Annotated in this window: 26 protein-coding genes and 1 pseudogene; 10 read left to right on the forward strand and 17 right to left on the reverse strand. The window is 40.1% G+C overall.

Annotated elements, in window-relative coordinates; translation table 11 throughout:
• Window positions 1–63: 63 nt before the first annotated feature.
• The 3 genes from R8495_RS01105 to pepT all read left to right on the forward strand — a co-directional run bounded on the left by R8495_RS01105 (window position 64) and on the right by pepT (window position 4,353).
• Window positions 64–1,290, forward strand: a complete 1,227-nt coding sequence (locus tag R8495_RS01105; protein ID WP_317635726.1) for an ATP-binding protein — start codon at window positions 64–66, stop codon at window positions 1,288–1,290.
• Between the two features lie 189 nt (window positions 1,291–1,479).
• Window positions 1,480–3,099: a peptide ABC transporter substrate-binding protein gene (locus R8495_RS01110; protein WP_317635727.1), complete on the forward strand. Its 1,620-nt coding sequence runs from the start codon at window positions 1,480–1,482 to the stop codon at window positions 3,097–3,099.
• 9 nt (window positions 3,100–3,108) lie between these two features.
• The gene (gene pepT / locus R8495_RS01115) at window positions 3,109–4,353 is read left to right on the forward strand and encodes a peptidase T (RefSeq protein WP_317635728.1); all 1,245 of its coding nucleotides are present in this window, start codon (window positions 3,109–3,111) and stop codon (window positions 4,351–4,353) included.
• A 184-nt stretch (window positions 4,354–4,537) separates the two neighbouring features.
• Here the strand turns inward: pepT and R8495_RS01120 are convergent, their stop codons facing one another.
• Together R8495_RS01120 and R8495_RS01125 are read right to left on the reverse strand one after the other, a co-directional pair.
• Window positions 4,538–5,602: an ATP-binding protein gene (locus R8495_RS01120; RefSeq protein WP_317635729.1), complete on the reverse strand. Its 1,065-nt coding sequence runs from the start codon at window positions 5,600–5,602 to the stop codon at window positions 4,538–4,540.
• 44 nt (window positions 5,603–5,646) lie between these two features.
• Complete coding sequence (locus tag R8495_RS01125; protein ID WP_317635730.1) at window positions 5,647–5,844, reverse strand: hypothetical protein; 198 nt, start codon at window positions 5,842–5,844, stop codon at window positions 5,647–5,649.
• Between the two features lie 143 nt (window positions 5,845–5,987).
• On the opposite strand from R8495_RS01125, the gene R8495_RS01130 reads away from it, so the two are divergent.
• A complete protein-coding gene (locus R8495_RS01130) occupies window positions 5,988–6,956 on the forward strand; it encodes an exonuclease domain-containing protein (protein ID WP_317635731.1) in 969 nt (322 codons plus the stop codon).
• Here R8495_RS01130 and R8495_RS01135 read toward each other — a convergent pair.
• The 5 genes from R8495_RS01135 to R8495_RS01155 form a co-directional block, all read right to left on the reverse strand.
• The gene (locus tag R8495_RS01135; protein ID WP_317635732.1) at window positions 6,912–7,394 is read right to left on the reverse strand and encodes a hypothetical protein; all 483 of its coding nucleotides are present in this window, start codon (window positions 7,392–7,394) and stop codon (window positions 6,912–6,914) included. The genes R8495_RS01130 and R8495_RS01135 overlap by 45 nt on opposite strands.
• Window positions 7,395–7,502: 108 nt before the next feature.
• Window positions 7,503–8,336 (reverse strand): SDR family NAD(P)-dependent oxidoreductase, encoded by an 834-nt coding sequence (locus R8495_RS01140; RefSeq protein WP_425613278.1) that lies wholly within the window; start codon window positions 8,334–8,336, stop codon window positions 7,503–7,505.
• Window positions 8,336–9,754, reverse strand: a complete 1,419-nt coding sequence (locus tag R8495_RS01145) for a C69 family dipeptidase (protein WP_317635734.1) — start codon at window positions 9,752–9,754, stop codon at window positions 8,336–8,338. The genes R8495_RS01140 and R8495_RS01145 overlap by 1 nt, the downstream gene beginning before the upstream one ends.
• Window positions 9,755–9,832: 78 nt before the next feature.
• Window positions 9,833–10,792, reverse strand: a complete 960-nt coding sequence (locus R8495_RS01150; RefSeq protein WP_317635735.1) for an alpha/beta hydrolase — start codon at window positions 10,790–10,792, stop codon at window positions 9,833–9,835.
• A gap of 15 nt (window positions 10,793–10,807) precedes the next feature.
• Window positions 10,808–11,620 carry a Cof-type HAD-IIB family hydrolase gene (locus R8495_RS01155; RefSeq protein WP_317635736.1) on the reverse strand — a complete coding sequence of 271 codons (813 nt, stop codon included), beginning with the start codon at window positions 11,618–11,620 and terminating at the stop codon, window positions 10,808–10,810.
• A 56-nt stretch (window positions 11,621–11,676) separates the two neighbouring features.
• Between R8495_RS01155 and R8495_RS01160 the strand changes: the two genes are divergently transcribed.
• Complete coding sequence (locus tag R8495_RS01160; protein WP_317635737.1) at window positions 11,677–11,922, forward strand: DNA-3-methyladenine glycosylase; 246 nt, start codon at window positions 11,677–11,679, stop codon at window positions 11,920–11,922.
• A gap of 90 nt (window positions 11,923–12,012) precedes the next feature.
• The gene (locus tag R8495_RS01165; RefSeq protein WP_317635738.1) at window positions 12,013–13,713 is read left to right on the forward strand and encodes a peptidoglycan recognition protein family protein; all 1,701 of its coding nucleotides are present in this window, start codon (window positions 12,013–12,015) and stop codon (window positions 13,711–13,713) included.
• Window positions 13,714–13,798: 85 nt separating this feature from the next.
• On the opposite strand, the gene R8495_RS01170 is transcribed toward R8495_RS01165, so the two are convergent.
• Window positions 13,799–14,215: a GtrA family protein gene (locus R8495_RS01170; RefSeq protein WP_317635739.1), complete on the reverse strand. Its 417-nt coding sequence runs from the start codon at window positions 14,213–14,215 to the stop codon at window positions 13,799–13,801.
• 51 nt (window positions 14,216–14,266) lie between these two features.
• Between R8495_RS01170 and R8495_RS01175 the strand changes: the two genes are divergently transcribed.
• Together R8495_RS01175 and R8495_RS01180 are read left to right on the forward strand one after the other, a co-directional pair.
• The gene (locus tag R8495_RS01175; RefSeq protein WP_317635740.1) at window positions 14,267–15,415 is read left to right on the forward strand and encodes a sensor histidine kinase; all 1,149 of its coding nucleotides are present in this window, start codon (window positions 14,267–14,269) and stop codon (window positions 15,413–15,415) included.
• The gene (locus R8495_RS01180) at window positions 15,416–16,678 is read left to right on the forward strand and encodes a D-alanyl-D-alanine carboxypeptidase family protein (protein WP_317635741.1); all 1,263 of its coding nucleotides are present in this window, start codon (window positions 15,416–15,418) and stop codon (window positions 16,676–16,678) included.
• On the opposite strand, the gene dnaB is transcribed toward R8495_RS01180, so the two are convergent.
• The 8 genes and pseudogenes from dnaB to R8495_RS01220 all read right to left on the reverse strand — a co-directional run bounded on the left by dnaB (window position 16,670) and on the right by R8495_RS01220 (window position 23,342).
• Window positions 16,670–18,049, reverse strand: a complete 1,380-nt coding sequence (gene dnaB, locus R8495_RS01185; RefSeq protein WP_317635742.1) for a replicative DNA helicase — start codon at window positions 18,047–18,049, stop codon at window positions 16,670–16,672. The genes R8495_RS01180 and dnaB overlap by 9 nt on opposite strands.
• Window positions 18,049–18,501 (reverse strand): 50S ribosomal protein L9, encoded by a 453-nt coding sequence (gene rplI / locus R8495_RS01190; RefSeq protein WP_317635743.1) that lies wholly within the window; start codon window positions 18,499–18,501, stop codon window positions 18,049–18,051. Before rplI ends, dnaB begins: the two co-directional genes overlap by 1 nt.
• 12 nt (window positions 18,502–18,513) lie before the next feature.
• Window positions 18,514–20,526, reverse strand: a complete 2,013-nt coding sequence (locus tag R8495_RS01195) for a DHH family phosphoesterase (protein ID WP_317635744.1) — start codon at window positions 20,524–20,526, stop codon at window positions 18,514–18,516.
• A gap of 142 nt (window positions 20,527–20,668) precedes the next feature.
• Complete coding sequence (rpsR, locus tag R8495_RS01200) at window positions 20,669–20,908, reverse strand: 30S ribosomal protein S18 (RefSeq protein ID WP_317635745.1); 240 nt, start codon at window positions 20,906–20,908, stop codon at window positions 20,669–20,671.
• A gap of 22 nt (window positions 20,909–20,930) precedes the next feature.
• Window positions 20,931–21,434: a single-stranded DNA-binding protein gene (gene ssb, locus R8495_RS01205; protein ID WP_317635746.1), complete on the reverse strand. Its 504-nt coding sequence runs from the start codon at window positions 21,432–21,434 to the stop codon at window positions 20,931–20,933.
• 149 nt (window positions 21,435–21,583) lie between these two features.
• Window positions 21,584–21,874: pseudogene (gene rpsF / locus R8495_RS01210) on the reverse strand (30S ribosomal protein S6); the annotation flags it as partial.
• A gap of 175 nt (window positions 21,875–22,049) precedes the next feature.
• Complete coding sequence (locus tag R8495_RS01215; protein WP_317635747.1) at window positions 22,050–23,099, reverse strand: PTS sugar transporter subunit IIC; 1,050 nt, start codon at window positions 23,097–23,099, stop codon at window positions 22,050–22,052.
• A gap of 111 nt (window positions 23,100–23,210) precedes the next feature.
• Complete coding sequence (locus R8495_RS01220; RefSeq protein WP_317635748.1) at window positions 23,211–23,342, reverse strand: hypothetical protein; 132 nt, start codon at window positions 23,340–23,342, stop codon at window positions 23,211–23,213.
• 119 nt (window positions 23,343–23,461) lie between these two features.
• Between R8495_RS01220 and R8495_RS01225 the strand changes: the two genes are divergently transcribed.
• The gene (locus tag R8495_RS01225) at window positions 23,462–24,634 is read left to right on the forward strand and encodes an aminotransferase class I/II-fold pyridoxal phosphate-dependent enzyme (protein WP_317635749.1); all 1,173 of its coding nucleotides are present in this window, start codon (window positions 23,462–23,464) and stop codon (window positions 24,632–24,634) included.
• 32 nt (window positions 24,635–24,666) lie between these two features.
• Here R8495_RS01225 and R8495_RS01230 read toward each other — a convergent pair whose 3' ends face one another.
• Window positions 24,667–25,293, reverse strand: a complete 627-nt coding sequence (locus tag R8495_RS01230; protein ID WP_317635750.1) for an NAD(P)H-binding protein — start codon at window positions 25,291–25,293, stop codon at window positions 24,667–24,669.
• 78 nt (window positions 25,294–25,371) lie between these two features.
• On the opposite strand from R8495_RS01230, the gene guaA reads away from it, so the two are divergent.
• A complete protein-coding gene (gene guaA / locus R8495_RS01235; protein ID WP_317635751.1) occupies window positions 25,372–26,913 on the forward strand; it encodes a glutamine-hydrolyzing GMP synthase in 1,542 nt (513 codons plus the stop codon).
• The last annotated feature ends 51 nt before the right edge of the window (window positions 26,914–26,964 follow it).

Below are 26,964 nucleotides of genomic sequence, written 5' to 3' on the forward strand. Positions count from 1 at the left end.
TGCTGACAAATTCCGTTCAAAATGCAGTATAATACATTTTAAGGAAATATTCAGGAGAAACCAATGGCACAATTTGAAGTAATTGAGCGACCAGCGCTTCTTAAACAGCTAATTGAATTTAAAGATCATGATTTAATCAAAATTATCACGGGTGTTCGTCGATCGGGTAAATCGGTTCTTTTGATGATGTATCGCGATTGGCTTATCGATCAGGGGATATCTGCTGATAACATCATTTATCTTAATTTTGAAGATTATGAGCTGCAGACAGTTAAAGATGAGGAGCAGTTAAGAGCGATTTTTGATCAAAAATTAAATGATATTAAAGGTCGTTTTTACATTTTACTCGATGAAATTCAAAATGTAGCAGGTTGGCAGCGAGTAGTTAACGGCCTGCGGGTTAGTTTTGATTGCGATCTCACAATTACTGGATCAAACGCTCAAATGCTTTCGGGTGAGCTGGCGACTCTTTTGGCTGGTCGATATGTAGAGATACCAATCTATCCTTTGTCGTTTAGTGAATTTTTAACTGCCAAAAAAATCAGCGCTGATTCGCGCCAGGTTGATCAAGCTTTTATTGAGTATGAAAAATATGGTGGATTTCCTGCAGTAGTAATTGCAAATGAGCAGGTTAAAGATCAAATTCTTAAAGGAATCTATGATACAGTCCTCCTTAATGACGTTTCGATGCGGGGAAATATTCGGGATCTGACCGTTTTAAGGGCGTTAACCGGATTTTTGAGTGATAATACCGGTCAGCTAATTCAGCCAACGCGAATTGCCAATACGATGAAATCAGAGGGGCTTGATGTCAGTCCGCACACAATCACTCGTTATCTAACGTTGTTGGAAAATGCATTTTTGTTTTATCGTTCGCGGCAATATGATCTTCGTGGACGTGAGTATCTAAGAACAGCTGGTAAGTATTATGTTGTTGATCCTGGCTTAAGGCGCAGTGCGGTGGATCGAAGACCAGGTAATTATTCGAATCAACTGGAAAATATCGTTTATGTGGAACTGCTGAGGAGAAATTATATCGTCGACGTTGGGAAATTTGATTCTAAAGAGATTGATTTTATTGCTCGCAGGTCTGATGAATTAATGTATGTTCAAGTATCTTATGAATTGCCAGAAAACAAACACGAAACGGACAACCTGCTAAAGATTAAAGATAACTATCAAAAGATTGTGATCACTCAGCACTACTATGAATTTAAGGAGATCGATGGGATTCCGGTGATTAATGTTGTTGATTGGCTCACCAAAGAACCAAATATTCAGTTCAAATAATTTTTAAACAAATTTTTCTTTTGCGCCGTTGAAGTTCTAAATACCTATTATGTAAAATGATACTCTTAAAAAGAGTTAATTTCATCGAAAATCTCCTGACGATTTTAAAGTTTATTTCATAAATTTCATTGACACGGTGTATTTTTGTTCGTTATAATTATTAGCTAAAAGATCCACAAAGGAGAGATTATGAAAATAAAGCAAACGATTGCTAGTATTTTATTGGCATTTACCCTTACGGGTGCTACTACAGTGCAAGCAAAATCCGACCCAAAGCAGGTTCTAAACTGGACTGAAAGTGTTGAAATAGCATCTTTAGATAACGCACAAGGAACCGATCTTTTGAGTTTCAACGTGATGTTAAATACGCAGGAGTCATTGTATCGTTTAGATGAAAAAGGGAAGCCACAACCGGCTTTAGCTCAGAAAACGACGATTTCAGACGATGGTAAAACTTACACTTTTAAAATTCGACCTAACGTCAAATGGTCCAACGGTGATCCAGTTCGGGCACAAGATTTTGTTTATGCTTGGAAGCGAATCGTCGACCCTAAAACGGCCGCGCAAAATGCATATAACTTTTTCCAAATCAAAAATGCAAAAGAAATCAATAGCCAAAAAGCGGAACCCGATACTTTAGGAGTTGAAGCGAAAGATGATCATACTTTTGTAGTTCATTTAACACGCCCCGTTTCTTATTTTAAAACTCTTGTGTCGTGGCCTTTGTTTGCGCCGGTCAATCAAAAGGTCGTTGAGAAATACGGCAAGGAATACGGAACGAGTGCAGATAAAACTGTTTCAAGTGGCCCTTTTATGATTAAGGACTGGACTGGCACTAATAGTAAGTGGTCTTTGGTCAAGAATCCGAAGTATTGGGATAAGAAGCATGTTAAGCTAGACCAAATTAACGAAAGTGTCGTTAAAGACGCTCAGACGGGGATCAATCTTTATCAGAATCATAAGGTTGATGAGACCGTTCTTATTGGTGAACAGGTTCCTCAGTTCAAAGGTCAAGATGATCTGGTTCTTCGCAAAGCTTCATCCGGCGTCAGAATCGATTTGAACCAAAAAAATGTCAAAGCTTTCAAAAATCGTGACATTAGACGTGCGCTTTCCCTCACAATCAATCGAAAACAGTTAACTAAAAATATTTTGCAGGACGGTTCTTTAGAGCCGAAGGGATTTGTGCCGATTGGATTGGGCAAGGATCCATCTAATGGTAAAGACTTTGCACGTCAGACCGAAGTGAAGTCAGCAGTAACTAAAGATTTATCGCAAGCCAAAAAACTTTTAGCTAAAGGGATGAAGGCAACTGGCACTAAAAAATTAGACGTTAATATGGTTGTGGATGATTCGCCTAACATGAAGAAAACGGGCGAGTTTGTGCAGGGCGAATTGGAAAAATTACCTAATGTTAAAGTTAATATTAGAAGTCTGCCGAAGGTTCAGCGTCTTGCAAGCCAGAAAAAAGGCGACTACGATTTAATCATTACTCAGTGGACTTCAACTTATTCAGATCCAATCATCTTTTTGACCGTTTGGCAATCTGATTCATCATATAACGATTCTAAATGGAAGAACTCCAAATATGATAAATACATTGAACAAGCCGAGAATGAATACGCAAATAATCCATCAAAACGATGGACTCAGTTGCAAAAAGCAGAACGGGAATTAATGGATGATCAGGGAACAATTCCGCTCTATCAAGTCGGTCAGGCCCAATTGTTGAATCCAAAAGTTAAGGGTATTGTCTACAATGGCTCAGGAATCCCTTACGACTGGAAAACGGCATATATCAAAAAATGAGGATAGAAGATGAAATATAACATTGATAACGAGGAATTACTTCAAAACTTTATAACTTATGCCAAGGTTAACACTCGATCTGACGAAGAAGCTCCGGTTGATCAAGTTCCATCAACGCTTGGTCAACTTGAATTGGCTCAATTAATCAAAAAACAGCTTGAAGAATTGGAGCTCCAAGATGTGAAGATTAATCCTGATAATGGCTTTGTCACAGGCTTACTCCCAGGGAACACCGACGAAGACGTGCCGACTATTGGTTTTATCGCCCACCTTGATACGGCAGATTTTGCTGCTGAAAACGTAAAACCGCAAGTCCATCCCAATTACGACGGCAAACCGATCGATTTTGTGAATGGGTTGAAGCTTACGACAAGCGAATTTCCTAATTTAAAAAGATTTATCGGTCAAACGCTGATTACAGGCGATGGCACGACGTTGCTTGGAGTTGATGATAAAGCTGGCATCGCTGGCGCCATTAGTGCAGTGAGCTATTTTGTTCATCATCCAGAAGTTGTCCATGGCCCGATCAAGCTTGGATTTGGTCCGGACGAAGAAATTGGTCGCGGCGCAAAATTGTTTGATGTGGAGGACTTTAATGCTGATTTTGCCTACACATTGGATAATGGGGATCTCGGTGACATCGAATATGAAACTTTCAATGCAGCGCAAGCGGTTATTGATATTCAAGGCCGAAGTGTTCATCCGGGCCAGGCTAAAGATGGTCAATTGGTGAATGCGATCACAATTGGCGAGCAATTAGATCAGTTAATTCCAACTGATGAACGAGCGGAATTAACCGAAGGACGGGAAGGCTATTACCTGATGTTGATTTTTGATGCCAAAATCGAGCATGCTCGGCTCGTGTATATTATTCGAGATTTCGAAAAAGATAATTTTGAGCATCGGAAAAAAGTTGTTCAAGATGCAGTGGATCAACTTAACTCAAAACTTGACAAACCGCGGATCACGTTAAAGATGACGGACCAATACTACAACATGGCAAATATTATTCAAAAGAATCCTTATCCAGTTGATTTAGCTAAACAGGCCCTTAAAAATGTTGGTTTAACGCCGAAAACAAAAGCTTTTCGGGGTGGAACGGATGGTTCATTTATTACGTACCTGGGGCTGCCAACGCCAAACTTATTTAATGGCGGGGATAACTTCCACGGACCTTATGAATTTGTCACCGTTGAGGCAATGGCGAAACTTGCCGAAACAATCGTTGAGATTAGCTGTATCGCGAAAAACTAAAAAAGAGGACTTGAACTCCTCTTTTTTTTGCGCTCGACCGGGAGATAACCGGGAGGTAGAATGCTGCTATTACAGATGCTTCTATAGTTTGCTACCACTTGGACCGGGAGATAGAATGCCGCTATTGTAAATAATCCTATAGTTTGCTACCAATGGATGTGGTAGCAAACTGGTAGCAAAATCATCAATCTGGATTTTTTAACCGATAGGTAGTTGCACGATTTGCTCCAAGTTTCTCAATTACATTATTTTCCAATAATTTTTTTAAGTAATTACCCGCCTGGCTTCTGCTTACTTGGAGTAGATTTTCTACTTCGGATCGCGTAACGTTTTCGTGTTCAGATAAATATTCGATAATTTTGATTTTCGGATTGTCATTTTTATACAACATCGGATCTACTAGTTCCTGTACGTAGTTCAAATTGGGCAAAGTAATTTTGACAAAATCTTCGGTGGCTATGATTTCGGGAGTTACATTTTCTTGTTCATAGCTGCTAAGAATTCTCCGCATGCCAGTCCCATGGTTTTCGATATAACCTAGACGGTGCAAAATCGAAACTACATTGGGATTTCTGGGCCGAGTTTGACCGTCGATGATGGCTTTAATCTCTAGACCGTCCGGGATTGGCCCTGGAGACATCACCGACATGCGGTCATCAAAGAATTCCACCTGGACAGGAGATTTGCTGAAATAAGAACGATGAGAAATTGCATTGATAAAAGTTTCTCGAATCGCCGCAACAGGGTAAGATGGATATTCGTCACGCTGAGGCTTGCCTGTAATAACCATCCGAACCGAATTATTTAAATCCATATACTCTAGCGCAACATCTAATTGCCTTAACAGCGATCCGCTGACCTCTTTTCGATCCTTAAATTCCATGACATTGGTGCCGTAAAAGACCGCCATCTTTACGCTAAATGGATTTTGATCACTCATTAACAGCGCAGTATTGGTAAAGTTTTGCTCGCTATTCAAAAATCCCAAAGCTTTGGGTTTGAACTCAATTTCTTTCTGCCGAAAAATGCTTTTTACATATTCAAATGTAAGCGCCTGTTTCTCCGCAACCGATTGATCAAAAAGATCCAATTGCTGAAGATTGATCATTTTCTGGATTCGATCGCTAGACGCTTTAATTGACTCTGAACCATTACGAACGTAAACATGGTTCTCAAGCCAATAGGGCTGATGTTTTCCAGGCAGAATCTCGATATTTAAAATCTCATCATCTGGATGGACTTGAATCAAGCCGGTTGGACTAGGATAAAAGACGTTAGTAGAAACCCAGCGACTTATAGTTTCTTCGATTTCGTGGCGATCTTTAGGGCTGAGATCTTGGACAATTTTTCGGCTTTCATCATTAACGCCAAAAAAATTTTGGCAATTTCAGTGCCATTCAAAAAAGCACAAATCTCTTTTTTAACCTTATTATTAAAAAACTCTTTGTATTCAATTACTTCGTTTTCAGCAGGCAAAATATCGTTAGTCATGTTTATATAGTATCAAAAAAAGTTAGAAATAAGAAGGGATCATCGATGACCTTAATAGCTGCACATGTATCGTGTATAATAAATAAAAAAGAACAACTTAAATAGAAGTTCTTTATACTCCCAGAAATGAATAAGGAGACAAGATGCATAATCAACAAGTGCGACAAAAAGGAAGAAGCTGTCTGGAGTTTGCTGAGAACTACACTTTAATTGATCTAGAGACTACCGGAATGGTGCCAAATCGCGATCGAATTATTGAAGTTGGTGGACTCAAGGTCAAAAATAATGAGGTAATTTCGGAATTTTCTTCATTGGTGAAATATCCAGGGGATAATTCGGTATCCGACGAAGTTATTCAAATCCATGGAATTACTCAGGCGATGCTTGAGGAATCGGGGGAGCCGTATGAAAAAGTGTTTCGGGAATTTAAAGATTTTATCGGTCGTGATTTGATCGTTGGATTTAATGTAAATTTTGATCTGAATTTTCTTTATGATGGATTTTTGGCTCTGTTCAACGAAAAATTAACCAATGATTTTGTTGATGTACTCAGAATTGCGCGCCGTTTTTATCCAAACGAGCGGCATAATCGCTTGGCCGACTGCATTGTTCGCCTTGATCCCGATCATTTTCAAACCCATCGTAGTTTAGATGATTGCTACGACACCAAGCGCATTTTTGACTACTATCGATCTCATGACGATGGCAGTTTGTTGGTAAACAAATTGGCAAAAGGGCGAGTTCACCTAGATTTGAGCACATTATCACCCAATGAAGATGAAATTGACGAGGAGAATCCTTTTTATGGCCGCAATATTTGTTTTACTGGAAAGCTCGATAATTTTACGCGCAAGGAGGCAGCGCAGGCAATTGTAAACATTGGCGGTCGTGCCCAAAACAAGGTGACGAGCACCACAGATTACCTTATTTTAGGAGATACGGCGTATGCGCTCCATGGACAGGGCAATGTTACCAGCAAATTAAAAAAGGCCAGAGAATATTTGACGAAGGGGCAAGATCTTACTATCATCACAGAAACAGTGTTTATTGATATGTTAAACGATCGCTTAAATGAATTGAACAACACCCTCAGCAAACATAATAGTGATTAATGGCAGGTTGCGATCGTTAAATAAAAGCTCATCAGTTATTTGAGAGCCAACTTGAAAAACATGAAAAATATCGGAAGTATTTTGAAATAATTTAAAGTTTAAAATATTTAATAGATAGATTGGGCGTTCGAGCGCTATACATTCTTCGCTATTATGCACTGAAAAATTTTCGCACTGCTTTATAAAATACTTATCAAGTGAATCTTCTGGCGGGAGTTCGTTTTGCGGTTTGAATTGAATTCGAAAAGTGATTTCGGATCCGTCTACTAAACGAACGTTTGCTTGAACGTAATCATGCGCCATATTTTCGATCGTTGGTTCCTCGAATTCGACGTACTTAACTTTTACATTGGCTGTTTCTTCGACGAGGGACGCGAAGAGCGCGTGATGATTGATCAGCTTTCTTTTGAGCCTTTTTTTATAAATTGCATTATTCATGATAGAAACTCCTTAATTTTTATTGAGGTCATTTTTAGGCCGTCAATATAAATTACGCGAAAATTTCAAAAAAACGAAAAAAAAAACCAAAATTCGTTTGAACTTTGGTTAATCAAAAATTTTATCTATAACATTGCGATAGGTTCGTGGAAAGTGTCTGGTTATCGAGACTAAAGCATGATCTCTAAATTGATTGTAATAGCGATATTTTGGATGTTTATCTGTCGACGCTCGATAAAAGACTTTGGCAAGGTCTTCAGCGGTTGCATTGCTCTCTTTACTTAGAAGCGAGAAAACCTTCATGAATTTTTTGGCGGTGTCCCCATAAGGAGAATTTTCGCTTAAATTGTCAAATCCATTTTTAAAAGCAATCTCTGACCACTGTGATTGTGTTGGTCCAGGTTGGACAATAACTGAACGAATCCCAAAGCGTCTGGATTCGCTGTCAAGGACGTCACTCCATTGGTTGAGAGCAGCTTTTGAACTGTAATACCAGCCGCCAAAAGGAGTGTAGACATCACTGGCAATTGACGAGGTATTGATAATTCTTCCGGCGTGCTGCCTGCGCATGATGGGAAGGGCAAAATGAGTTAGCTGCGAAAGTCCAAAAAGGTTAACATCGAACTGGGCTCTAGCTTTTTCTGAAGAGACTTCTTCAAGTGCTCCAAATTCGCCGTATCCAGCATTATTGATTAGAACATCAATTCGCTGCTGTTCAGTTTTGGCAGTATTTACAAAAATGCGACTCGATTCTTTGTTAGTTACGTCAAGCGCTAGCACGTTTACTCCGTAATCCTCAAGTTCTTCCATTCTTTCAACTCGGCGAGCACCAGCATAAACAATCCATCCGCGCTGAGCAAATAGTTTGGCCGTAGCAAATCCGATGCCGGATGATGCTCCGGTAATGAGTACAACTTTTTGTTTGTCTGAAGTATCCATAATTAGTCACTCATTGCGAATTTATTGGTCATTTCATTTGAAGCAATAAAGACCAATTCGCCTAAAAGTTTGTGGGATTCTTCCATAACTTCGTCAGCCATTTTTTTGTTTGCAGCTGCGAGAATCTCTGTGACCTTCTTGTCGCTCGTTTTAACCAATTCATCAGTTTCTTTGATTACTTGGTGCGCAAAACCCATTGTTTTTTCTTGGTAAGCGGCGATGGTTTGGGCTGTTTGTTTAAAATGTGGGTCAGCAATTGTTGCCATGATTCGGTTAATCCAATAGAAGCTTTCAGTCGTTGGAGTTTTTGGCGTGTGGGAAAAAGCTTCTGGCTGAGTGTCAACGTTGGTATAGATTGGCATCATTGTATTAAATGGCATTGAACCATACGCTAGCCACTGAATCGCCCGATGAGATTCTTCAACGTCGGGGCGAATTTGAAGCAAGCTAGTTTCGTTGGTGCGGTTAATTCCGATTGGTCTAAATTCGTGTTTCAAATCTGATGATCCAAAAGTTCCGTATGGGTCATAAGCGGTGTCTTGATAGTGGCTGCTGAGCACGTATTTGATATCTTCAACCGTAATTTTTCGAAATGGTCGAGTGCAAAAAGGAATGGTATCGCTCATCGGATATTGTTGAACGCTTGGCGTCAAAAAGCGCTGAATGAACCATGCACGCGGCGTGTTGTAGTGATGATCGATATCAGAATGAGATCCAAAAGCCAAACGAGCATTGAGTTTACCGTCAAGGCTTAAATCTAAATGATTCTCTTCGACCCATTCTTTTAGATCAGCACTATACATGAAATTATCAGGGTCATCGAAATTGATAACTTGGATTCCTAGTTGATTAGGAATTGTTGCATAAGCATCATCTGGCACCCTTTGAGCAACCCAGTGATGACCGCCGACAGTTTCTAAAAACCAAACTTCATCAACATCGGAAAATGCAATTCCATTGTGTTCGTAAGTTCCAAATTCTTCAAGGAGCTTGCCAGTTCTTTCAACACCCTCACGAGCAGAGTGAATATACGGTAAGACGATTGTTAAGAAATCTTCTTCTCCCAGCCCATCTTTGACCATTGGATCAGCGCCAAGCACTCGTTCGTTTGTCGTGATAGTTTCAGTAGCACTCATTGCGACGTTTTCGGAATTAATCCCAGCTTCGCCCCAAATTCCGTCTTCGTCAGTGTCGGCGTTAGGAACGCTAGTGTAGCGCATCGGATTGTCTGGCAAATCAAATTCGACTGCAGAATTTTTGGCGGTATAATGCCGTGGTTGTTTGTCTGGTGTTACTACGATAAATTTCTTGTCAGTAAAAGTTCCGGGACCACTATCCTCAGTCCGTGCGATCATAGTTGAGCCGTCGTAGCTTGCATTTTTGCCTACGAGAATCGTGGTACAAGATGTATGTTGTTTCATGAAAAAACTCCTCTTTATAATTTAATTAAGCTTTGGAGCATATTTTTGCTCCGAAAAAAATGATTATTGTGACGATTCTTAAGAACTCATGTATTTTCTAAAGAATTCTATTTCCTCGCTGGTACATTTAGTGGCAATAGGGTCGTCGAGATGAAGTTGAAAGTCGTGGAGACGCGGGGCATCGCTGTCGCCATAGGAATGAAGTTCGTGATAAATTCCTTTTGCTCTTAGGTAACCTGAGAGCAAAAACGTGCTGTCCCGTAGAAAGTCTTCAGTTGCAGTCATCAAAAAAAGCGGCGGCATCTTTGAAGTTAAATATTTCTCGGCGTTTAATTGATCATGATTTTTGATTCGAACTTCGGGTGTGAAATAAATTTCTGATGGTCCGGCCATGTAATCAGTTTGCGCCAACAAGTATGCTCCACAATTCAAAACTGCCGCTTTAATATTGAGCTTAGGAACTTGATAGCCAAAATGCTTGCGATATTCACTATTTGTATAAGCGACTAATAATTGTTCTGCCATTTGGGCTCCAGCGCTGTCGCCAATTACAAAAATATTTTTTAAATCCAGCTGATATCTTTCGGCGTGCTCGGGTTTGCAAATCCATTGAAAGACTTGGTTCAAATCTTCAAGCTCTGCTGGAAATTGCACGCTTGGTGCTAAGCGATAGCTAGCATTTACCACGGCAAAACCATATTTTGCAAGGCTTAAACAATAGATTTGATAGGTTTCTTTGGTCCCGTAAATCCAACCGCCACCATGGATATTAATAATGACGGGGATTGGACTGCCAGCTTGCCGCTCGGAAGGGAGATAAACATCGAGTAGGTTATATTTAGGATCCAGTCCGTAGAGAAGATCATTGAATTGGTCGACCTCAGGAATTTCATGAGGCAGTCCAGCTTCTCTTTTTTCATCAGTTGCTTTGAATAACGCGCGGGCAGCTTCAACTTGTTTTAAAAGTTCTTCACGAGTCAAGGATTTTCCTTCGTTGTTTTGACTTAAAAACTTTTTGATTTCTTCTGGTCCTTCCATGTTGCTCTCCTTTAGCTAAAAAACAAATTTTTCAAAAGCTTCGGCGATTCCATCATGATCATTATCGCTCGTAACAAAAGTTGCAGCTTCTTTGACTGCCGCATGAGCGTTACCCATTGCAATTGATGTGCCAGCGACTTCAAACATCGATAGATCGTTGCGCTCATCGCCAATTGCCATTATCTCGTCTTTTTGCAAATCCAGATATTGCGCTAGATCGCTGGTTGCCTGACCTTTGCTTGCTTTAGCGTTTAACACTTCGAGGAAAACAGGAGACGAACGCACGATGTAATAACCTTCGCCAAACTGGGCTTTTAATGGAGTTTCAATTTGGTCCAGTAGTTCAACTGGGCCAGTAAAAAGTGATTTAACAAGGGTGAAGTTTACAGGTAGATCTGTAGGATCTAGAACTGTTAAACCAGCTTCGTTTTCGTTGGCCTGAACAACAGTAAACCAATTAATTTGATGGTTTGTGGTGTAAATTTGGCTGTGATCATCAAGAACGTTAAAATTAACTTGGTATTTGTTACTAAATTGGCTAAATTTTTCAAAATCACTAGTTGGCAAAACGTGTTTTTGGACGATATTGCCAGAGATAGTCTCGATTACTCCGCCGTTATAAGTAATCACATATTGGTCATTGCCAGAAAGACCTAGCTGTTCTAAAAATGGTGCGACGCCAGCAGGCGGCCGACCAGAGCAAATTACAACTTTGACCCCCTGTTCAGCGGCCTTTTTAACTGCGGTAATTGTTGAAGGGACGATTTGGTGTTGTGAATTGAGTAAAGTTTCGTCCACATCAATTGTAACTAGTTTAATTTTTTTCATTTTTTTACCTTTATCTTTATAGAGTCATATTTAATAATAGGAAAAAAGAGAGTTTTATGCAACGAATAAATTCATCATTTTTTACTGGTCGGAGTACTTCCGAAATTACGCGAGATCTTTTGGGAAAAAAATTAGTTTATCTTACTCCCAGAGGTTTGATCGCTGTCTGGATTGTTGAAGTCGAGAGTTACCTGGGTGTTAACGATTCCGCAGCGCATGCCTACAATGGGCGCCGCTCACATTTTGTTAGTGGCATCAAAAAATCGCAACAGGATTTGATAAATTATGGATGGAAAAGATAAGGTTACTATTTGGTTACAAATAAAAAAAACAGGACAAAACTTGGTAGAATGGATTCAACCAATTTAAGAAACTAGGAGAAAAATTTTTACATGCATAAAAAAACCATTGCTAAAATTGCAGGAGTCCTTGTGGCTCTATGCTTTTTAGCCGTATCAGTGATCCCACTGACTCAAAATCGTCAGCCAGTTGTTACTAAAGCATATGCTGATGTCAATACTTATATTCTTCAAAATAATTTTCCTAACCCGAATATTCAAACCCGCAAAACCCCTTTTTGGGGCGTGGGAGCCGCTTATCGTAACGGGGTTGGTCGTCCTGAGGGAATCGTTGTTCATGAGACAGCTAATAACAACGATGCTATCGAAAACGAGATCGCTTACGAGTCTAACAATTGGAACGTGCCAGGTCGAGAATCCTACGTCCACGCATTTGTTGATCGCTCACAAATTATTAACACAGCGAGCACTGATTTAACTTGCTGGGGTGCAGGACCGGTTGCAAATGCTCGTTATATCTCGATTGAACTTTGTCGGGAAAAGACGTTTGATAATTTTGCCCGTTCAGTGAATAATGACGCATATTATGTGGCTTATTTATTAAAGAAGTACAACTTACCAGTAACTAATGCTACTCATACTGGCTCTGGGACAGTTTGGTCGCATCACGCAGTTTCTAACTTTTTAGGCGGAACTAACCATACTGATCCAACGGGATATTTCAGTTCTTGGGGATATTCGATGGACCAATTCTTCCAGTTAGTTCAGTATAAATACAACAATCTTGGAGTTGAGCCAGCAGAGAAAGTTGCAAGTAAAGCTAACATTTCTGAAAGTGAAGTCGTGAGTGGTAAAGCTAGTAATCAGCCATTCTATTATTTAACAGATGCTGGAATCGTTAAAGGCGGTAGCGCAAATCAATTTATCGGCAACACTTATCAAGCAACTTCAATTGTAAAAACTAAAAATAACGGAATTTATACGTTGTTAACAAATGGAGGGGCACCACTTGCTTGGGTTCGCACTGGCCAGCTTTCACTAGGCGGTAATGATCCAATTGCTTCACAGATTTCTGTTAAGAATATTGCCTATCTAACCGATAACTCGCCACTCTATTACTCGTTAGGTAATGGTTTTCAGGCAAATGACATCAGTGGACCATATTCTTATAGTATTAAATCAGTCGCTAAAACTGAAAGCGGCCGGATTTTCTATCTTTTAGTTGACAATTGGACTGCTGAACCGTTTATGTGGGTCGAGAATAAAAACGCTAGCTTAAAGGATAGTTTGGGCTCTGAGATTGTTTCGACAATTAAAGGTTCGCCTGCTTTGCCTGATAAGAAAGGGAGCAAACTTCCGGCGGCAGTTTCTGTCTTACAAGCTGCTCCGACTTCTTGGCTGTTAGAAGATGGTCTTCATCCGACTAACGATACTACAAGAGTTGGCACGCAAGTGTACGTATTAGGGAATCGTGATATTAATCAGATCAATTATACGAGCGTTAGTGTCGACGGTTTTGATTCCATCGGTTATGTTCCAACATCAACTTTGAAGTATCAAACTGAGAATTTAACTAGTATCATCTCAAAACAGTCTGGAAACGGGATTGTTAATAATGCAGCCGGAGCACAAGTTTACTCATGGCCTGGCGGCACCCCGATTTCAGGTTCGATTTTGCCGCAAGGCAGCGCTTGGAAGTTCACGACCGTGGTAACTACAACTGATAACGTTGAATGGTATCAGGTTGGCGGTTATCAATGGATTAAAGGAAGTAACATCAATATTCAGTACTAGATTCAAAGGCATTGCTGAGGCAGTGCTTTTTTGTTTGCCGACAGTTGAATCTTGTTGAAATGATTGTTATAACTAAGTAAGGAATTTAGTTTTTGCTTTTGAAAATCCACTTAGAGAAAACGTAATTGATCAACACGATTAGAATTTGGCTGATCAACTTGACCAGAAGTTTGTTTTGCTGCATGAGGTCAATTCCGAGATACACAATTAGATCATCAGCAAATAAAGAAAAAGTTCGGGCAGCTAGAAACCACCAAAATTCGAGGATTCTGGCTTTGAAACCTTGAGCTTTACTGTTGAAAACCCATTTACGATTGGTGAAAAAAGCAAATAGGAAAGAAATGAACCAGGCGATTGTATTTGCCCAGACCGTCTTCATTTCAGGCATCGCAAATGTTAAGGCAAAGAAAACGATGTAGTTAACTGCCGTGGTCAGAATTCCAAATATCAAATAGGTGATAATTTCTTTCTTCTTGGGTTCTAAATTTTTAAATTTATCCATTATTTTATTCTAAACGATTAAATCTAAAATCGCCTTAATTTTAAGAGAAAAATGAACAATAATAAAAAAATTAAATTATCCCGGCGCGAAGTGTTTGAACTTATTGCCGAGGGATTCATCACAATCGGGATCATGGTTTTGGTAAGTTTTGCCCTGATCATCATCACGATTCAATTTGGGGGCGACGGCCCTTTTGTGCAACGAAGTGGCTCGATATTTTATCGCGGGATGCCGGTTCCGTCATTTGGTAATGACTTTTGGAGCTTCGAAACTTTTTTGTATCTATTTTTTGGACTGTTCGATATTTCGGTGGTAGTTTGGCGCTTGCTTCGGCGCTATCACCTGATGGAAATGCGCCATGTGATTGCCGCAATGCAAGAAATCGCGGACGGTCATTTGGAAAAAAGAATTGATTATCAAGTAAATCGAGAGCTTCAAGGCGTTGTTGATTCGATTAATGCGCTAGTCGATAGTGCCGTTCATTCAATGAAAGAGGAACGGAGAATTGAACAAAGCAAAGACGAGCTGATCACCAACGTATCTCATGATCTAAGAACGCCGTTAACGAGCATTATTGGCTATCTTAATTTAATTGAGGACGACCAGACGCTTGATCTGGCAACAATTCGCAAGTACGTTCACATCGCTTTTGCCAAGGCAGGACAAATGAAGTACTTGACCGACGATCTGTTTGCCTACACCAAACTAAACTCGCAAAAAGTGAGTTACAATTACACAGTTTTTAACATGAACGAATTAATCGAACAGTTATCTGCTGATTTTGAGCTAGAGGCTGAAAAGTCCGGTCTTCGCATTGATAGCGTGGTACCAGCTAATCCGATTACAGTTGAGCTCGATTCTGAGAAATTAGGGCGGGCGCTGTCTAATTTGGTCAGTAATGCCTTAAAATATGCCAAAAAAGGTACTTTTATTCGGATCGTTCTGTCTGATTTAGGCGATCAAATTGCGATTCGAGTCGAGAACGACGGGCCCAAAATTCCGACAACGTCGCTTAATAAAATCTTTGAGCGCTTTTACCGGGTTGATGCAGCTCGTTCAGGCTCAAGTGGCAGCGGGCTAGGGCTTGCGATTGTCCAAAATATTGTTGAAGGTTTGGGCGGAACAGTTAAAGTAACATCTAATCGGGAGCTCACAAGTTTTATTATTGAGCTGCCAAAAAATGGGAGAGACGTAAAATAAATGGCTCAAATACGACGCCAGCCTCGTAAACATCGTTCAATTTGGCTGATTTTATTTAAGATATTCGGAGTCTTATTGATTCCGTTGGTTTTAATAGCTTTTGAAATTCGTCCGACCGCTGATCGGTCTTTTCAAATTAAGCAAACAAATAAACAAATTCCCTCAATCACTGAAAGTGCTGATCTCAATGCGCAAGCTTTTATTCTAACGGATAGCCAGACGGGGCAAATTATCTATGAAAAAAATATTCAGCAAAGTTTGCCAATCGCTTCTATTTCTAAAATTATTCCCGTTTATTTGATTTATCAAGCACTCAAAGAGGGAAAAATAAAACTTACTGATCAGGTGAAAATTAGGCCGGAAATTGCTGATTTGAGCACCGTTAGTGGGCTTTCTAATGTTAAATTGAACGCTAATTCGACTTATAGCGTCGAAGATCTTTTGTATGCGACCCTTTTAAGCTCGGCAAATGCAGGTGTGATGGCACTTTCTGAACATTTGGCGCCCTTAGATCAAATCAATCAAGCAGAACAGGATTTTCTGAAAAGCCTGAAAATTGAAGATTTTCTGATCGTTAATGTTAATGGTCTTCCCAATGACATGTTAGGGAGTTTGCGCAATCCAGGAACAGCCGTCGATGCAGATAACAAAATGTCAGCGAGTGCCGTTAGTCAAGTTGCAGCTAAATTGGTGACGGACTTTCCAGCAGTCTTAGATGTCAGTAAAAATTCTACTTATAAATTTAAAGCGGGAACAGCTGAGGCCCAAGATCTAAAAAGTACTAATCAACTTTTGCCTGGCGGGAATTTCGCCGACCCTAAGTTGGAGGTCGTGGGATTAAAGACGGGAACCAATGATGATGGGTATAGTTTTGTCGCAACTTTAAAGAAAGATCAGCGCTTGATGACAGCAGTGATTTTAAATGCGCCATCTGATCAAGCACGGTTTGGGCAAACCAGAGATTTTTTGCGCCGTTTTCAGCAAAATTATCACCTGATCACTATCAACTCTGATACCAATCCAAACGTCAAAAAAGCAGCTAATTTGTTTAAAAATCAATATGATTTAAAGAGTGTTGAAAGTAAAGATTTAACTCTTTGGGTTCCCAATGAAGTTAAAGCAGAAGATTTTCATTTCAAACTTGAGTTTGATCGTGCTTATTTTCAGCAAACAAAAAAGCCAGGGTTAACCCTGACTCTCGATTTACCAGAAAATTCAGCGAAATTTATGACTGATTCGCCATTGGTTCTTAATCTACGCTGATTCTTCTTGCATCGCTAAATTTAAAAATTTGTTGTATGATTTTTTGAACATCAGGTTGACAGTTCCAAGGGCGCCAGCCCGGTTTTTGCTGACGATTACTTCGGTTTTGACCACATCTTGCTGGTTAAATGCAACATTATCGGGATTTTCTTCGCCATCCTCTGAATCTTCGCTGCCATAATAATCATCACGATACAAAAACGCAACAATATCGGCGTCCTGTTCGATCGAACCAGATTCACGGATATCAGAGAGAATCGGACGCTTATCTTGGCGCTGTTCAACACTTCTTGATAACTGGGAAAGAGCAATTACCGGCACGGCAAGCTCTTTAGCCAGTTTTTTTAGTTGTCTAGAAATTTGGGAGATTTCTTGTTGGCGATTTTCTCCTTTACCTTCAATCAGTTGAAGATAATCAACAACAATCAACCCAATATCATCAACTTCTTGCGCCAGTTTTTTGCATTTACTGCGAATTTCGGCGATCCGATTACCAGGCGTATCGTCGATATAAACATTGGTCTGACCCAAAATATTCATCGCAACGGTCAACTTCTCCCATTCCTCAGCCGTTAGGTTTCCGGTCTGCAGATTATTAGCGCTGATGTTACCTTCAGCACAAATCATTCGGTTTACAAGAGATTCTGCTGACATTTCCAAGCTAAAAATTGCGACGACTGATTTGGTTTGAACTGCGACATTTTGGGCAATGTTAAGAGCAAAAGCAGTTTTACCCATACTGGGACGGGCGGCGAGGATAATCAATTCGTCGGGGTGAAGTCCGTTTGTGAGCTGGTCTAAATAATGATATCCCGTCGTCAATCCGGTAATTCGGCTATCATTTTTGGACATTTCCTCAATGTGTTCGAATGAGGTTTTTAAAATGTCGCTGATTTTTTGAAAACCTGCGCCATTGCGCTTGCCGTCGATTTCTAAGATTTGATTCTGAGCATCTTCAATTACTTGTTCAACTTGATCGCTGTCTTGAAAAGCTTGCGAAATAATATCACGGGCAGTTTGAATCAAGCGCCGCAATTTTGATTTCTCGCTAACAATATTGGCGTAATATTGCACATTTCTAGCAATTGGAGTTCTCTCGGCCAGCTGAGCCAGATAAGCCGTGCCGCCAATGTTTTCCAGTTGATGTTGATCAGCTAAGCGGTCGCTAATAACCAAAACGTCAATCGTCTGATCTTCTTCGACCAAGTCAATCATCGTTTGGAAAATAATTTGGTTTTTGCGATCGTAAAAATCGCTTGGTTCGATGATCGAAAGGGCATCGCTATACCGATTAGGGTCAATAAAAATACCCCCGAGGACGCCTTGTTCAGCTTCGGGACTATTTGGTAGAGATGTTAAATTATCATTCATTATAGTTTATAAATCTGAACTCGTACGCGCGAGTTAACGCCAGGGAAAAGCTCGATCGGAACATTGTGAAATCCTAGCGTTCTAAGAGAATCGTTCATTTCCAATTTTCGGCGATCAATTTTAATTTGAAATTGCTTTTCGAGGTTATCGCCAATTTGTTTGCTGGTAACAGAGCCAAAAAGCCGTGAATCCGTTCCGGCTTTGGAACCGATCTTTACAATTGTTTCATCAGCTTCAAGCTGTTTCTTGAGTTCTTCAGCAGCTTCTTTCATCTTCTCATGTTCAGCTGCCAGATTTTTTTTGCGTGCTTCTTCTTGTTTTAACGCTTGCGGAGTTGCCTGTTTAGCCAGGTTCTTTTTGATCAGGAAATTTTGTGCATAGCCATCAGAAACATCTTTAACGTCACCAATTTTGCCTTTTCCTGGCACGTTTTGAGTAAAAATTATTTTCATCCTTAAATCCTTTCACTTCTTCTTAGGGTCTTCAGCTTGATCGAGAATTTCAATTAGCTGCTCTTTAGCTTCAGCAATTGTTGAATCGACGATTTGAGTCGCAGCATTGCCTAAATGACCGCCACCGCCCATTTTCTCCATGACGAGCTGGACATTAAAATCTCCCATGCTGCGGGCTGATATTCCTATTGTACCATCTTCTCTTTTGATGATAACAAAAGAAGCAGAAATCCCATCGAGTGAGATCATCGTATCCGCTGCTTGCGCCCCAATTACCGGGTCATAAACAAGATCGTCTTCCCCGTGAGCAATTGCAATTCCGTCGTCTCTAAGATCCATCGTACTAATAAGTTTGCTCATTGCCAGATAATTACTGACTTTTTCTTTCAAAAGATTGTGAATTAGCTTCTCATCGGCACCGTTTGAACGTAAGTAACTTGCGGCGTCAAAGGTTCTGGTTCCGGTATGAAATTTAAATGATTGAGTATCCACCGAAATCCCAGCGAGCATTGCCGTGGCATCTAGTTTACTGATCGTCGCCAAATTAGTCGGCTGATATTCAAATAATTCTGTCACCAACTCACACGTTGAAGAAGCGTAAGGTTCAATATAAATCAAAAGTGGGTCGGCAGGGAAATCTTCACCCTGACGATGATGATCGATAATAACAACGTTTTGACTTAATCTTTGATATAAATCAGGACTGACACTCATACTTGGCTTTGAATGGTCCACTAAGATCAAAAGATCATCAGGGCTGGAAATTTTTAAAGCCTTTTCTGGTGGAATAATATCTTCTTTAATTTCATCATAATCATCAGCGACATTTAAAAGCCTTTTGACATCAGTATGAACTTTACTTGAATCAACAACGATGTAGCAGCGAACCCCGTTCATCGCAGCAATTTTACGAATTCCAAGGGAGGCGCCCAGAACATCAAGGTCAGGTCTGGCATGCCCCATGACGAAAACCTGTTGATGACGAGTAATTTGCTCTTGGACAGCAAAAGAAATCGAACGAGCTCGGACATGAGTTCGCTTGCCAAGAGGATCAGTTTTACCGCCAAAATATTCGGTTGGAGAGTCACTAGCTTTAAAGACAACCTGATCTCCTCCTCGATTTTGGGCGACATCAAGATTATTTTGAGCCTGTTTAGCTAAAGCGTTGATGTTATCTTCGCCGTAATAAATCCCCATACTTAGAGTCAAAGGAGCATTTAGCTGAGAACTTTGAATTCGTATTAAATCCAGAATTTTAAAATTGTTCTTTTTTGCCTCGTTGATATCACGAGCGAAGCACATAAAAATATAGTGATCTTCGGAAGTTTTCTTCATGTAAATGTTGTAGCGATTAGCCCAGTTGTTTAGCTCACGAGTCAACAAATTGTTAACGTTAGAAAGGGTCAGATCGTCCATCGAATCACTAATCTCATCATAATTGTTAACAGCAATTTGCCCAAAGGCCAGTTGGCGATCATTGGCATTGATTTCGATTTTTGCATAGCGGGTTACTTCAAGCATGTAAAAAGCATTGAGACTCTTCTGATTAACAACTTCGAAATAGTGATTGCCCCATTTGATATACGGTAGGGCACCGGCGTGTTTCTTTTCGGAAACGATATCTTCAATTACACTGGAGATTTCAGAAATAGGATGGCCTAGAATATCAGGTTGATCAAGATAATGAGCAAGATATGGATTGATCCACTCGATTTTGTGATCATCGGTGTATAGCAAAATACCAATTGGCATTTTGATTAGAGCTTCTTGCTCAGCATCCCCAATGCGTTCGGTCAGATCGGCTACGTATTCGTTAGAGTCAGCATTAAAAATTGAAAAAGTATAAAATGCAATCCCAAAAAGGACCACCAAAATAATAAATAAGGCGAATCCAAGGTATGCATTAATCGCAAAGTTAACGATCAATGCAATTATAGAGATTACGAGGGCACTGATTAAAGAGAGCCGAATTCTGAGGTCACGCCATAGCGTGCTTTTGATAAAATAGTTAAATAAAGATTTCATTTTCTTAGATTATTATAAGCTACTCCTTAATTGCAATTATGACGAAGTTTGCTCCAAGATGCAAATGTCAATGAGAGAAATGTTCAAAAAAGTCAGACGGCGTCTAAACAAAAAACGTCCCCGTTGAGGAACGTTTCCAAAATTATTCGTCTTTATTAACAAAAGGCAAAATAGCCATAATGCGAGCTCGTTTGATAGCCCGGGTTAGTTTGCGCTGATTTAACGCACTTGCTCCGGTTACCCGACGAGGCAAAATCTTACCACGTTCAGAAATAAAGCGGCGAAGTAATTCTTCGTCTTTATAATCGATGTATTTAATGTGGTTTGCTGCGATATAGTCAACTTTACGTCGACGGCGGAAACCACCACGTTGATTTTGCATGGACTCTCCTTTCAAAAATTAATTAAAATGGTAAATCATCATCAGAAATGTCTAAAGGTGCATCTGGATCAAAACCGTTTTTGTTGTCGTTGTCTGCAAAAGGATTTTCTGCTTTATCAGTAACGTCAGTACCATTGAAGGTTGGCGCGCTGGTGTTTGGTTGCGGAGGATTAGAAGAGTCGGAATTATTGTTACCGCCTCCTGATCCTTTAGGTTCCAGAAATGAAAAGTTGTTGACTAGAACCTCGGTCACATAAACTCTTTTGCCATCATTACCTTCATAGTTTCGAGTCTGAAGTCGACCTTCAACGCCGACAAGGGATCCTTTGTGCATGTAATTAGCAAAAGTTTCTGCTTGTTTGCGCCAAACTACGCAATTGATAAAGTCAGTTTCCCGATTGCCTTGAGTATTAGTAAAATTCCGATCCACAGCTACTGTAAAAGATGCAACCGCAGTTCCATTACCAGTATATCTGAGATCAGGGTCTTTAGTTAGACGACCAACTAAAACTACATTATTGATCATTTGGGCCTCCTTTATCCTTCACTGCTAGGTTGACCGGCATGATCTTCACTAGCATTTGCAGCTTGACGTGCTTCGCTTTCACGCTTAGCTCTAGCTTCTGCTTTTGCTTTAGCAGCAGCTTCGGCAAGGTGACTTGGAAAATCAATTTTATCATCCATGCGAATTACCATTGAACGCAAAATTCCATCATTAATTCGTGCAAGCCGTTCAAATTCATCAACAGCTTCAGACGATGCATTAGCGTTAATAATATGATACATACCTTCCAGATAGCCGCTAATTTCATAGGCTAGACGACGTTTCTTCCAGTCTTTGGAATCGACGATTTCAGCACCACGATCTGTAAGAATCGCATCGAAGCGTTCTACAAGCTCTTTTTTGGTAGCTTCATCTAAATCTGGGCGGATGATATAAGTAATCTCGTACTTACTTAAGCTCATTGTTTACCTCCTTTTGGTCTTTTGGCTCTTTTTTTGAAATCAAAGAGCAAGGAGTCACTTTTTCGTTTGACTCAATTACAAATTCTAACATAAAAATCTCCTTTTGGAACATATTTTTTGTACGCGTTTTTCCGTACACAAATAAATTACGCAAAAAGTTCTAAAAATGTCGAATTTATTTTACATTTATTTTAAAATCTTCGGGTTTCATAAAATGTAAAACGTCAATAAAGATGATTTTACTGATGATGCCGAGGATAAGAGGTAAAACAATAAAAATCACAAAAAGAATAATTAAAGACATCGCTCCAGGTTTCATAAATTTGTAAGCTGCTAAATAACTAACGCCGCCCGAAACTCCAAAACCAGCGGAAATGGGGGTGCCTTTGACATTAAAAAGAGCTGCAACGATTCCCATGATCCCAGCGTTAATACAGGGCGGAATCAAGAGTTTGGGTTTAGACATTATGTTAGCCATTTGGATCTTCGGAGAACCTAAGAAGTGCGCCAGACTGGTTCCAACTCCGTTGACCCTCCAACCATAAAAACATAGAGCGAATCCAAGACTTGTGATTCCCACGCCTGCAGCGCCAGCTCCGATTCCGGCAAGACCAATTGCAGTTGAGATACCGACCGTCGAAATTGGAGTAACAATCATTGCCGCAAAGATTATTGCCAAAAGCAAGGCCATCGGCAAAGGCTGCAATTTTGTTATGTCGTTTACTAAATTGCCAATCCAAGTTGTGATGTAACTCACATAAGGTAAGATTAAATAACCAATCCCGCCGGGAATTAAGACTGAAAGAGATGGCAAGAGTAAGATGGTGAAACTTCCCAAATGAGATCCAATAAAATAGACAAATAGTACTGCGATGGAAATAACTATTATAAGATTGATGACATCTCCGACCCCTTTTGCGACGAAAACCCCGTTTTTAAATTTCCAATTACCGGCGCCAACGGCAGCAGCTAAGGCAACACCGGAGCTTTGAATGGGCGTAAATTCGAAAATATGTCCCACAATATAGCCAGAAACCGCTGGCATTAAGATCATAACGAAATTGGTCATTTCATAGATTACTTTGAAAAATGGAACGTTCATAAAAAGACTGGAGAAAGTTCCTAAAATTGCTGAAGGAATTAACATCGCAACAATTCCAATACTCACTCCATTTAAAACATTAAGGATAAAATCCTTAACTGGTGTACTTTCTGAATACTTCATAAATATTCCTCCCTAAACTTTCTCTATCCTACCAGATTTTGTAATGAGTTGGAATAATCGGGAGTACAAAAAAAAGACCGATTCGGTCTTGTTATAAACTCAAAAACGCCTTTATTTATCTTCAGCAGCAAGTTTGGCTAAAGTTGCCCGAACTTGATCGATATTCTTTTGGCTCTTCTTGAGATTTGCTTGATTGACGGGACGACGGTTGTCGTTAACCGATTTATGGATATTATGAGACATTATTACTCCTCTTTGAAATATATTCGCCCTGAAATTATATCATAAAAATCGAAAAAGAGTGAAGTTTCTTTTGATTCTGTGTATAATTGGAACTAAATTTAAAAAAATGGGGTGAAATAATGACAAATTCATTGTTAGGTAAGATGAATAAACGACTAGCTGATATTAAACCATCAGATATTCGGGCGTTCGATGAAAAAGTTTCGACTGTACCAGGAATGTTAAAATTAACATTGGGAGAACCAGATTTTCATACGCCAGAGCACGTTAAGGCGGCGGGAATTAAAGCAATTGAGAATAATGAAACCCAGTATGCTCCTTCTAATGGAACTCAAGGCTTAAAAGAAGCAGCAGCTGATTTTATAGATCGGCACTACAATCTGCATTATTCAGCAGATGAAACAATTATTACAGTCGGAGCAACAGAATCTCTGTATACAGTTTTTGCTTCGATTCTTAACGAGGGCGACGAAGTTTTAGTTCCGACGCCAACTTTTCCTTTATATTTTGCAGATATCTCAGTTAACGGCGGAATTCCAGTTTTCATTAATACTGCCAGCAATGGTTTTGTCTTGACGCCAGAGATGCTTGATGAAGCATTTAAGGCTCACTCAAACGTTAAAGCAATCATGCTTAATTATCCAAGCAATCCAACTGGAGTTACGTATTCACGCGACGAGGTCAAGGCTTTGGCCGATTATTTGGCAGACAAAGATATTTTTGTGGTCGCAGATGAGATTTATTCGGAAATTACTTATGATCAACGCCACACGTCGATTGCAGAATTTCTTCCAGAGAAGACGATTCTAATCAACGGTGCATCGAAGTCGCATGCGATGACCGGTTGGCGGATTGGAACAATTAATGCGCCGCTAGAAATTACTCGCGAATTAGGAAAAATTCATCAGTTCACCGTAACTGCTGCGGGCACCATGAATATGGCAGCAGCCGAAGAAGCATTTAAGAACGGCTATGACGACGGCACTGAAATGAAAAAAGAGTACCAAAAGCGCCGAGATTATTTGGTAGATTCCTTAAGTGAACTTGGTTTTACCTGCGCAAAACCGACCGGTGCTTTCTATTTATTTGTAAGAATTCCGGCCGAGATGCAACAAGATAGTTTCAAATTCTGCTATGATCTAGCTGATCGTGTGAAGCTGGCTTTAATCGCAGGGGCAGCCTTTGGTCCTGGCGGAGAAGGGTACGTCAGACTAAGCTATGCTGCAAGTATGGCCGATCTAAAAGAAGCAGTGAAGCGTTTAGCTGAATATAAAAAAATGATTTTAGGTTAACAAAAAAGAACCTTTTGGGGTTCTTTTTTTGGCTAAACTTCTTTTAGCGCTTCACCGATTGGCGTGGATCCAGCGTGCATTGAAATAACTTTCTTGATCGTATTTTCGTGTTCTGGAATTGCTGCGAGGACTGCAGCAACGTCGCTAATTGAGTTTTCACCTGTTTCTGAAACATTAAGTGAGACTTTTCCTGTTGACGGAGTTTCGGTTAAACTACCGGGCTGCAAAATGGTGTAGTCGAGCTTGGTATTAGAAATCAGCCAGTTGTCGGCAAAATATTTTGCTGTGTAATATTCTTTCAATGAAGTCTGTTCCCAGAAATCGGGGTCGAGAGATCCGTAACCACTGAGCATCACGAAACGTTTGACGTGATTAAGCTCGGCAGCTTGCATTGATTTTACTGCACCATAAGCATCGATATTAAGCAGATCGTTACCGCGCGATCCAGCAACAAAGTAGATGACATCAGGTGTGCCAATTTTTTGGGCAAGGGTTTGAGCGTTGTCGTTTAGGTCCAGCTCAACTTTTTTAAGCCCTTTGAGACCATCAAGTTGTTCAAAGTGGCGCGCGGCCGCCCAGATGTTGTGATTTTGTTGCAATAAATTAGCACATAAATCAGCGCCAATTCTGCCATTAGCCCCAATGATAAAAAAATTCATAAAAAACCTCCTAAAAACCCTCGTCAAAACGAGTTTTTTCAACTAATATTAAACCTAGACAAAAATGATGAGGAAAATATGGTAAAAGACGTAGACAAGATTATCGTACTCGATTTCGGGAGCCAATACAATCAATTGATTACGCGCCGAATTCGAGAAATGGGCATTTATTCAGAATTATTAGATCACACGGTTTCAGCTGATCAAATCCGCGAACTGCAACCGAAAGGGATTATTTTTTCGGGTGGACCGATGAGCGTTTATGATGAAAATGCATATTCGGTCGACCGTGAAATTTATGAAATGGGTATTCCAATTTTAGGGATTTGTTATGGAATGCAGTTGATGGTTTATAACCTCGGCGGTTCGGTGATTCCAAGCGAGGATCGAGAATATGGGCATGCAGACATTAAGGTTTTAAATCCAGATTCTTTACTTTTTGAAGGGTTACCGGAAGAAGAGCCAGTTTGGATGAGTCATGGTGATTTGGTTCGGGAGCTTCCAGCAGGTTTTAGTAAATTGGCTGAGAGCGCCAATACGCCATTTGCGGCGATGGAAAATCCTCGTAAGAAATTTTATGGCGTTCAGTTCCATGCAGAAGTTCGTCATACAAAATACGGAATGGATATGCTGCGTCATTTTGCTTTTGATATTTGTCAGGCAAAAGCTAATTGGACAATGGAAGATTTTATCGATACACAGGTAGAAAAAATCCGTCAGGAAGTAGGCAGTGAGAAAGTTCTTCTCGGCTTATCTGGCGGCGTTGATTCAAGTGTAGTTGCAATGCTTTTGCATCGGGCAATCGGGGATCAGCTAACTTGTATTTTTGTCGATCATGGTCTTTTAAGACAAGGCGAAGCGGAACAAGTCATGGCAAGTTTAAGCGATCGATTCGGGCTTAATGTTATTAAAGTTGATGCGTCAAAAACATTTTTAGATAAGTTAAAAGGGGTCACTGATCCCGAACAAAAGCGCAAGATTATTGGAAAAGAATTTATTGATACCTTTGATGCTGAAGCTTCAAAACTTAAAGGAATTAAGTTCTTAGCGCAAGGGACGCTTTACACTGACGTGATTGAATCAGGCACAAGTAACGCTCAGACGATTAAGTCACATCATAACGTTGGCGGGCTGCCAGAAGATATGCAGTTTAAGTTAATTGAACCATTGCGGACACTATTTAAAGATGAAGCCCGTGAGCTTGGTGAAAAATTAGGCTTACCACATGATCTCGTTTGGCGCCAACCATTCCCTGGTCCAGGACTCGCAATTCGAATTTTAGGTGAGATCACCGCTGACAAACTTGAGATTGTTCGAGTTAGTGATGCAATTTTGAGAGAAGAAGTGAAAAATGCGGGATTAGAAAGTGAAATCTGGCAATACTTTACCGTTTTAACAGGTGTGCGCAGCGTTGGGGTGATGGGCGACGGCAGAACGTTTGATTATACTATTGCCGTGCGTGCCATTACTTCAATTGATGGCATGACCGCTGACTTTTACCGCATGGATTGGGATCTGATGCAAAAGATTTCAACTAGAATTGTTAATGAAACACCGCGAGTCAATCGCGTAGTTTACGATGTAACGAGTAAACCGCCAGCGACAATTGAATGGGAATAGTGAGAAGAGCTCAGTTGAGCTTTTTTTTATTGCCCACTCAAGCTAAAAAAG

The organism is Xylocopilactobacillus apicola (genome assembly GCF_033095985.1).
In the GTDB taxonomy this organism is placed as follows: Bacteria; Bacillota; Bacilli; order Lactobacillales; family Lactobacillaceae; genus Xylocopilactobacillus; species Xylocopilactobacillus apicola.

What these genes read in the sequence shown, in the direction of transcription:
- R8495_RS01105 (WP_317635726.1), top strand. Translation starts at nt 64, where the DNA reads ATGGCACAATTTGAAGTAATTGAGCGACCAGCGCTTCTTAAACAGCTA.
- R8495_RS01130 (WP_317635731.1), top strand. Translation starts at nt 5,988, where the DNA reads ATGCATAATCAACAAGTGCGACAAAAAGGAAGAAGCTGTCTGGAGTTT.
- rpsR (WP_317635745.1), bottom strand. Translation starts at nt 20,908, where the DNA reads ATGCAAAATCAACGTGGTGGTTTCCGCCGTCGACGTAAAGTTGACTAT.
- R8495_RS01215 (WP_317635747.1), bottom strand. Translation starts at nt 23,099, where the DNA reads ATGAAGTATTCAGAAAGTACACCAGTTAAGGATTTTATCCTTAATGTT.
- R8495_RS01145 (WP_317635734.1), bottom strand. Translation starts at nt 9,754, where the DNA reads ATGAAACAACATACATCTTGTACCACGATTCTCGTAGGCAAAAATGCA.
- rplI (WP_317635743.1), bottom strand. Translation starts at nt 18,501, where the DNA reads ATGAAAATAATTTTTACTCAAAACGTGCCAGGAAAAGGCAAAATTGGT.
- R8495_RS01220 (WP_317635748.1), bottom strand. Translation starts at nt 23,342, where the DNA reads ATGTCTCATAATATCCATAAATCGGTTAACGACAACCGTCGTCCCGTC.
- R8495_RS01160 (WP_317635737.1), top strand. Translation starts at nt 11,677, where the DNA reads ATGCAACGAATAAATTCATCATTTTTTACTGGTCGGAGTACTTCCGAA.
- pepT (WP_317635728.1), top strand. Translation starts at nt 3,109, where the DNA reads ATGAAATATAACATTGATAACGAGGAATTACTTCAAAACTTTATAACT.
- R8495_RS01110 (WP_317635727.1), top strand. Translation starts at nt 1,480, where the DNA reads ATGAAAATAAAGCAAACGATTGCTAGTATTTTATTGGCATTTACCCTT.
- R8495_RS01195 (WP_317635744.1), bottom strand. Translation starts at nt 20,526, where the DNA reads ATGAAATCTTTATTTAACTATTTTATCAAAAGCACGCTATGGCGTGAC.
- R8495_RS01225 (WP_317635749.1), top strand. Translation starts at nt 23,462, where the DNA reads ATGACAAATTCATTGTTAGGTAAGATGAATAAACGACTAGCTGATATT.
- ssb (WP_317635746.1), bottom strand. Translation starts at nt 21,434, where the DNA reads ATGATCAATAATGTAGTTTTAGTTGGTCGTCTAACTAAAGACCCTGAT.
- R8495_RS01175 (WP_317635740.1), top strand. Translation starts at nt 14,267, where the DNA reads ATGAACAATAATAAAAAAATTAAATTATCCCGGCGCGAAGTGTTTGAA.
- R8495_RS01170 (WP_317635739.1), bottom strand. Translation starts at nt 14,215, where the DNA reads ATGGATAAATTTAAAAATTTAGAACCCAAGAAGAAAGAAATTATCACC.
- R8495_RS01165 (WP_317635738.1), top strand. Translation starts at nt 12,013, where the DNA reads ATGCATAAAAAAACCATTGCTAAAATTGCAGGAGTCCTTGTGGCTCTA.
- guaA (WP_317635751.1), top strand. Translation starts at nt 25,372, where the DNA reads ATGGTAAAAGACGTAGACAAGATTATCGTACTCGATTTCGGGAGCCAA.
- R8495_RS01230 (WP_317635750.1), bottom strand. Translation starts at nt 25,293, where the DNA reads ATGAATTTTTTTATCATTGGGGCTAATGGCAGAATTGGCGCTGATTTA.
- dnaB (WP_317635742.1), bottom strand. Translation starts at nt 18,049, where the DNA reads ATGAATGATAATTTAACATCTCTACCAAATAGTCCCGAAGCTGAACAA.
- R8495_RS01180 (WP_317635741.1), top strand. Translation starts at nt 15,416, where the DNA reads ATGGCTCAAATACGACGCCAGCCTCGTAAACATCGTTCAATTTGGCTG.
- R8495_RS01150 (WP_317635735.1), bottom strand. Translation starts at nt 10,792, where the DNA reads ATGGAAGGACCAGAAGAAATCAAAAAGTTTTTAAGTCAAAACAACGAA.
- R8495_RS01125 (WP_317635730.1), bottom strand. Translation starts at nt 5,844, where the DNA reads ATGACTAACGATATTTTGCCTGCTGAAAACGAAGTAATTGAATACAAA.
- R8495_RS01155 (WP_317635736.1), bottom strand. Translation starts at nt 11,620, where the DNA reads ATGAAAAAAATTAAACTAGTTACAATTGATGTGGACGAAACTTTACTC.
- R8495_RS01135 (WP_317635732.1), bottom strand. Translation starts at nt 7,394, where the DNA reads ATGAATAATGCAATTTATAAAAAAAGGCTCAAAAGAAAGCTGATCAAT.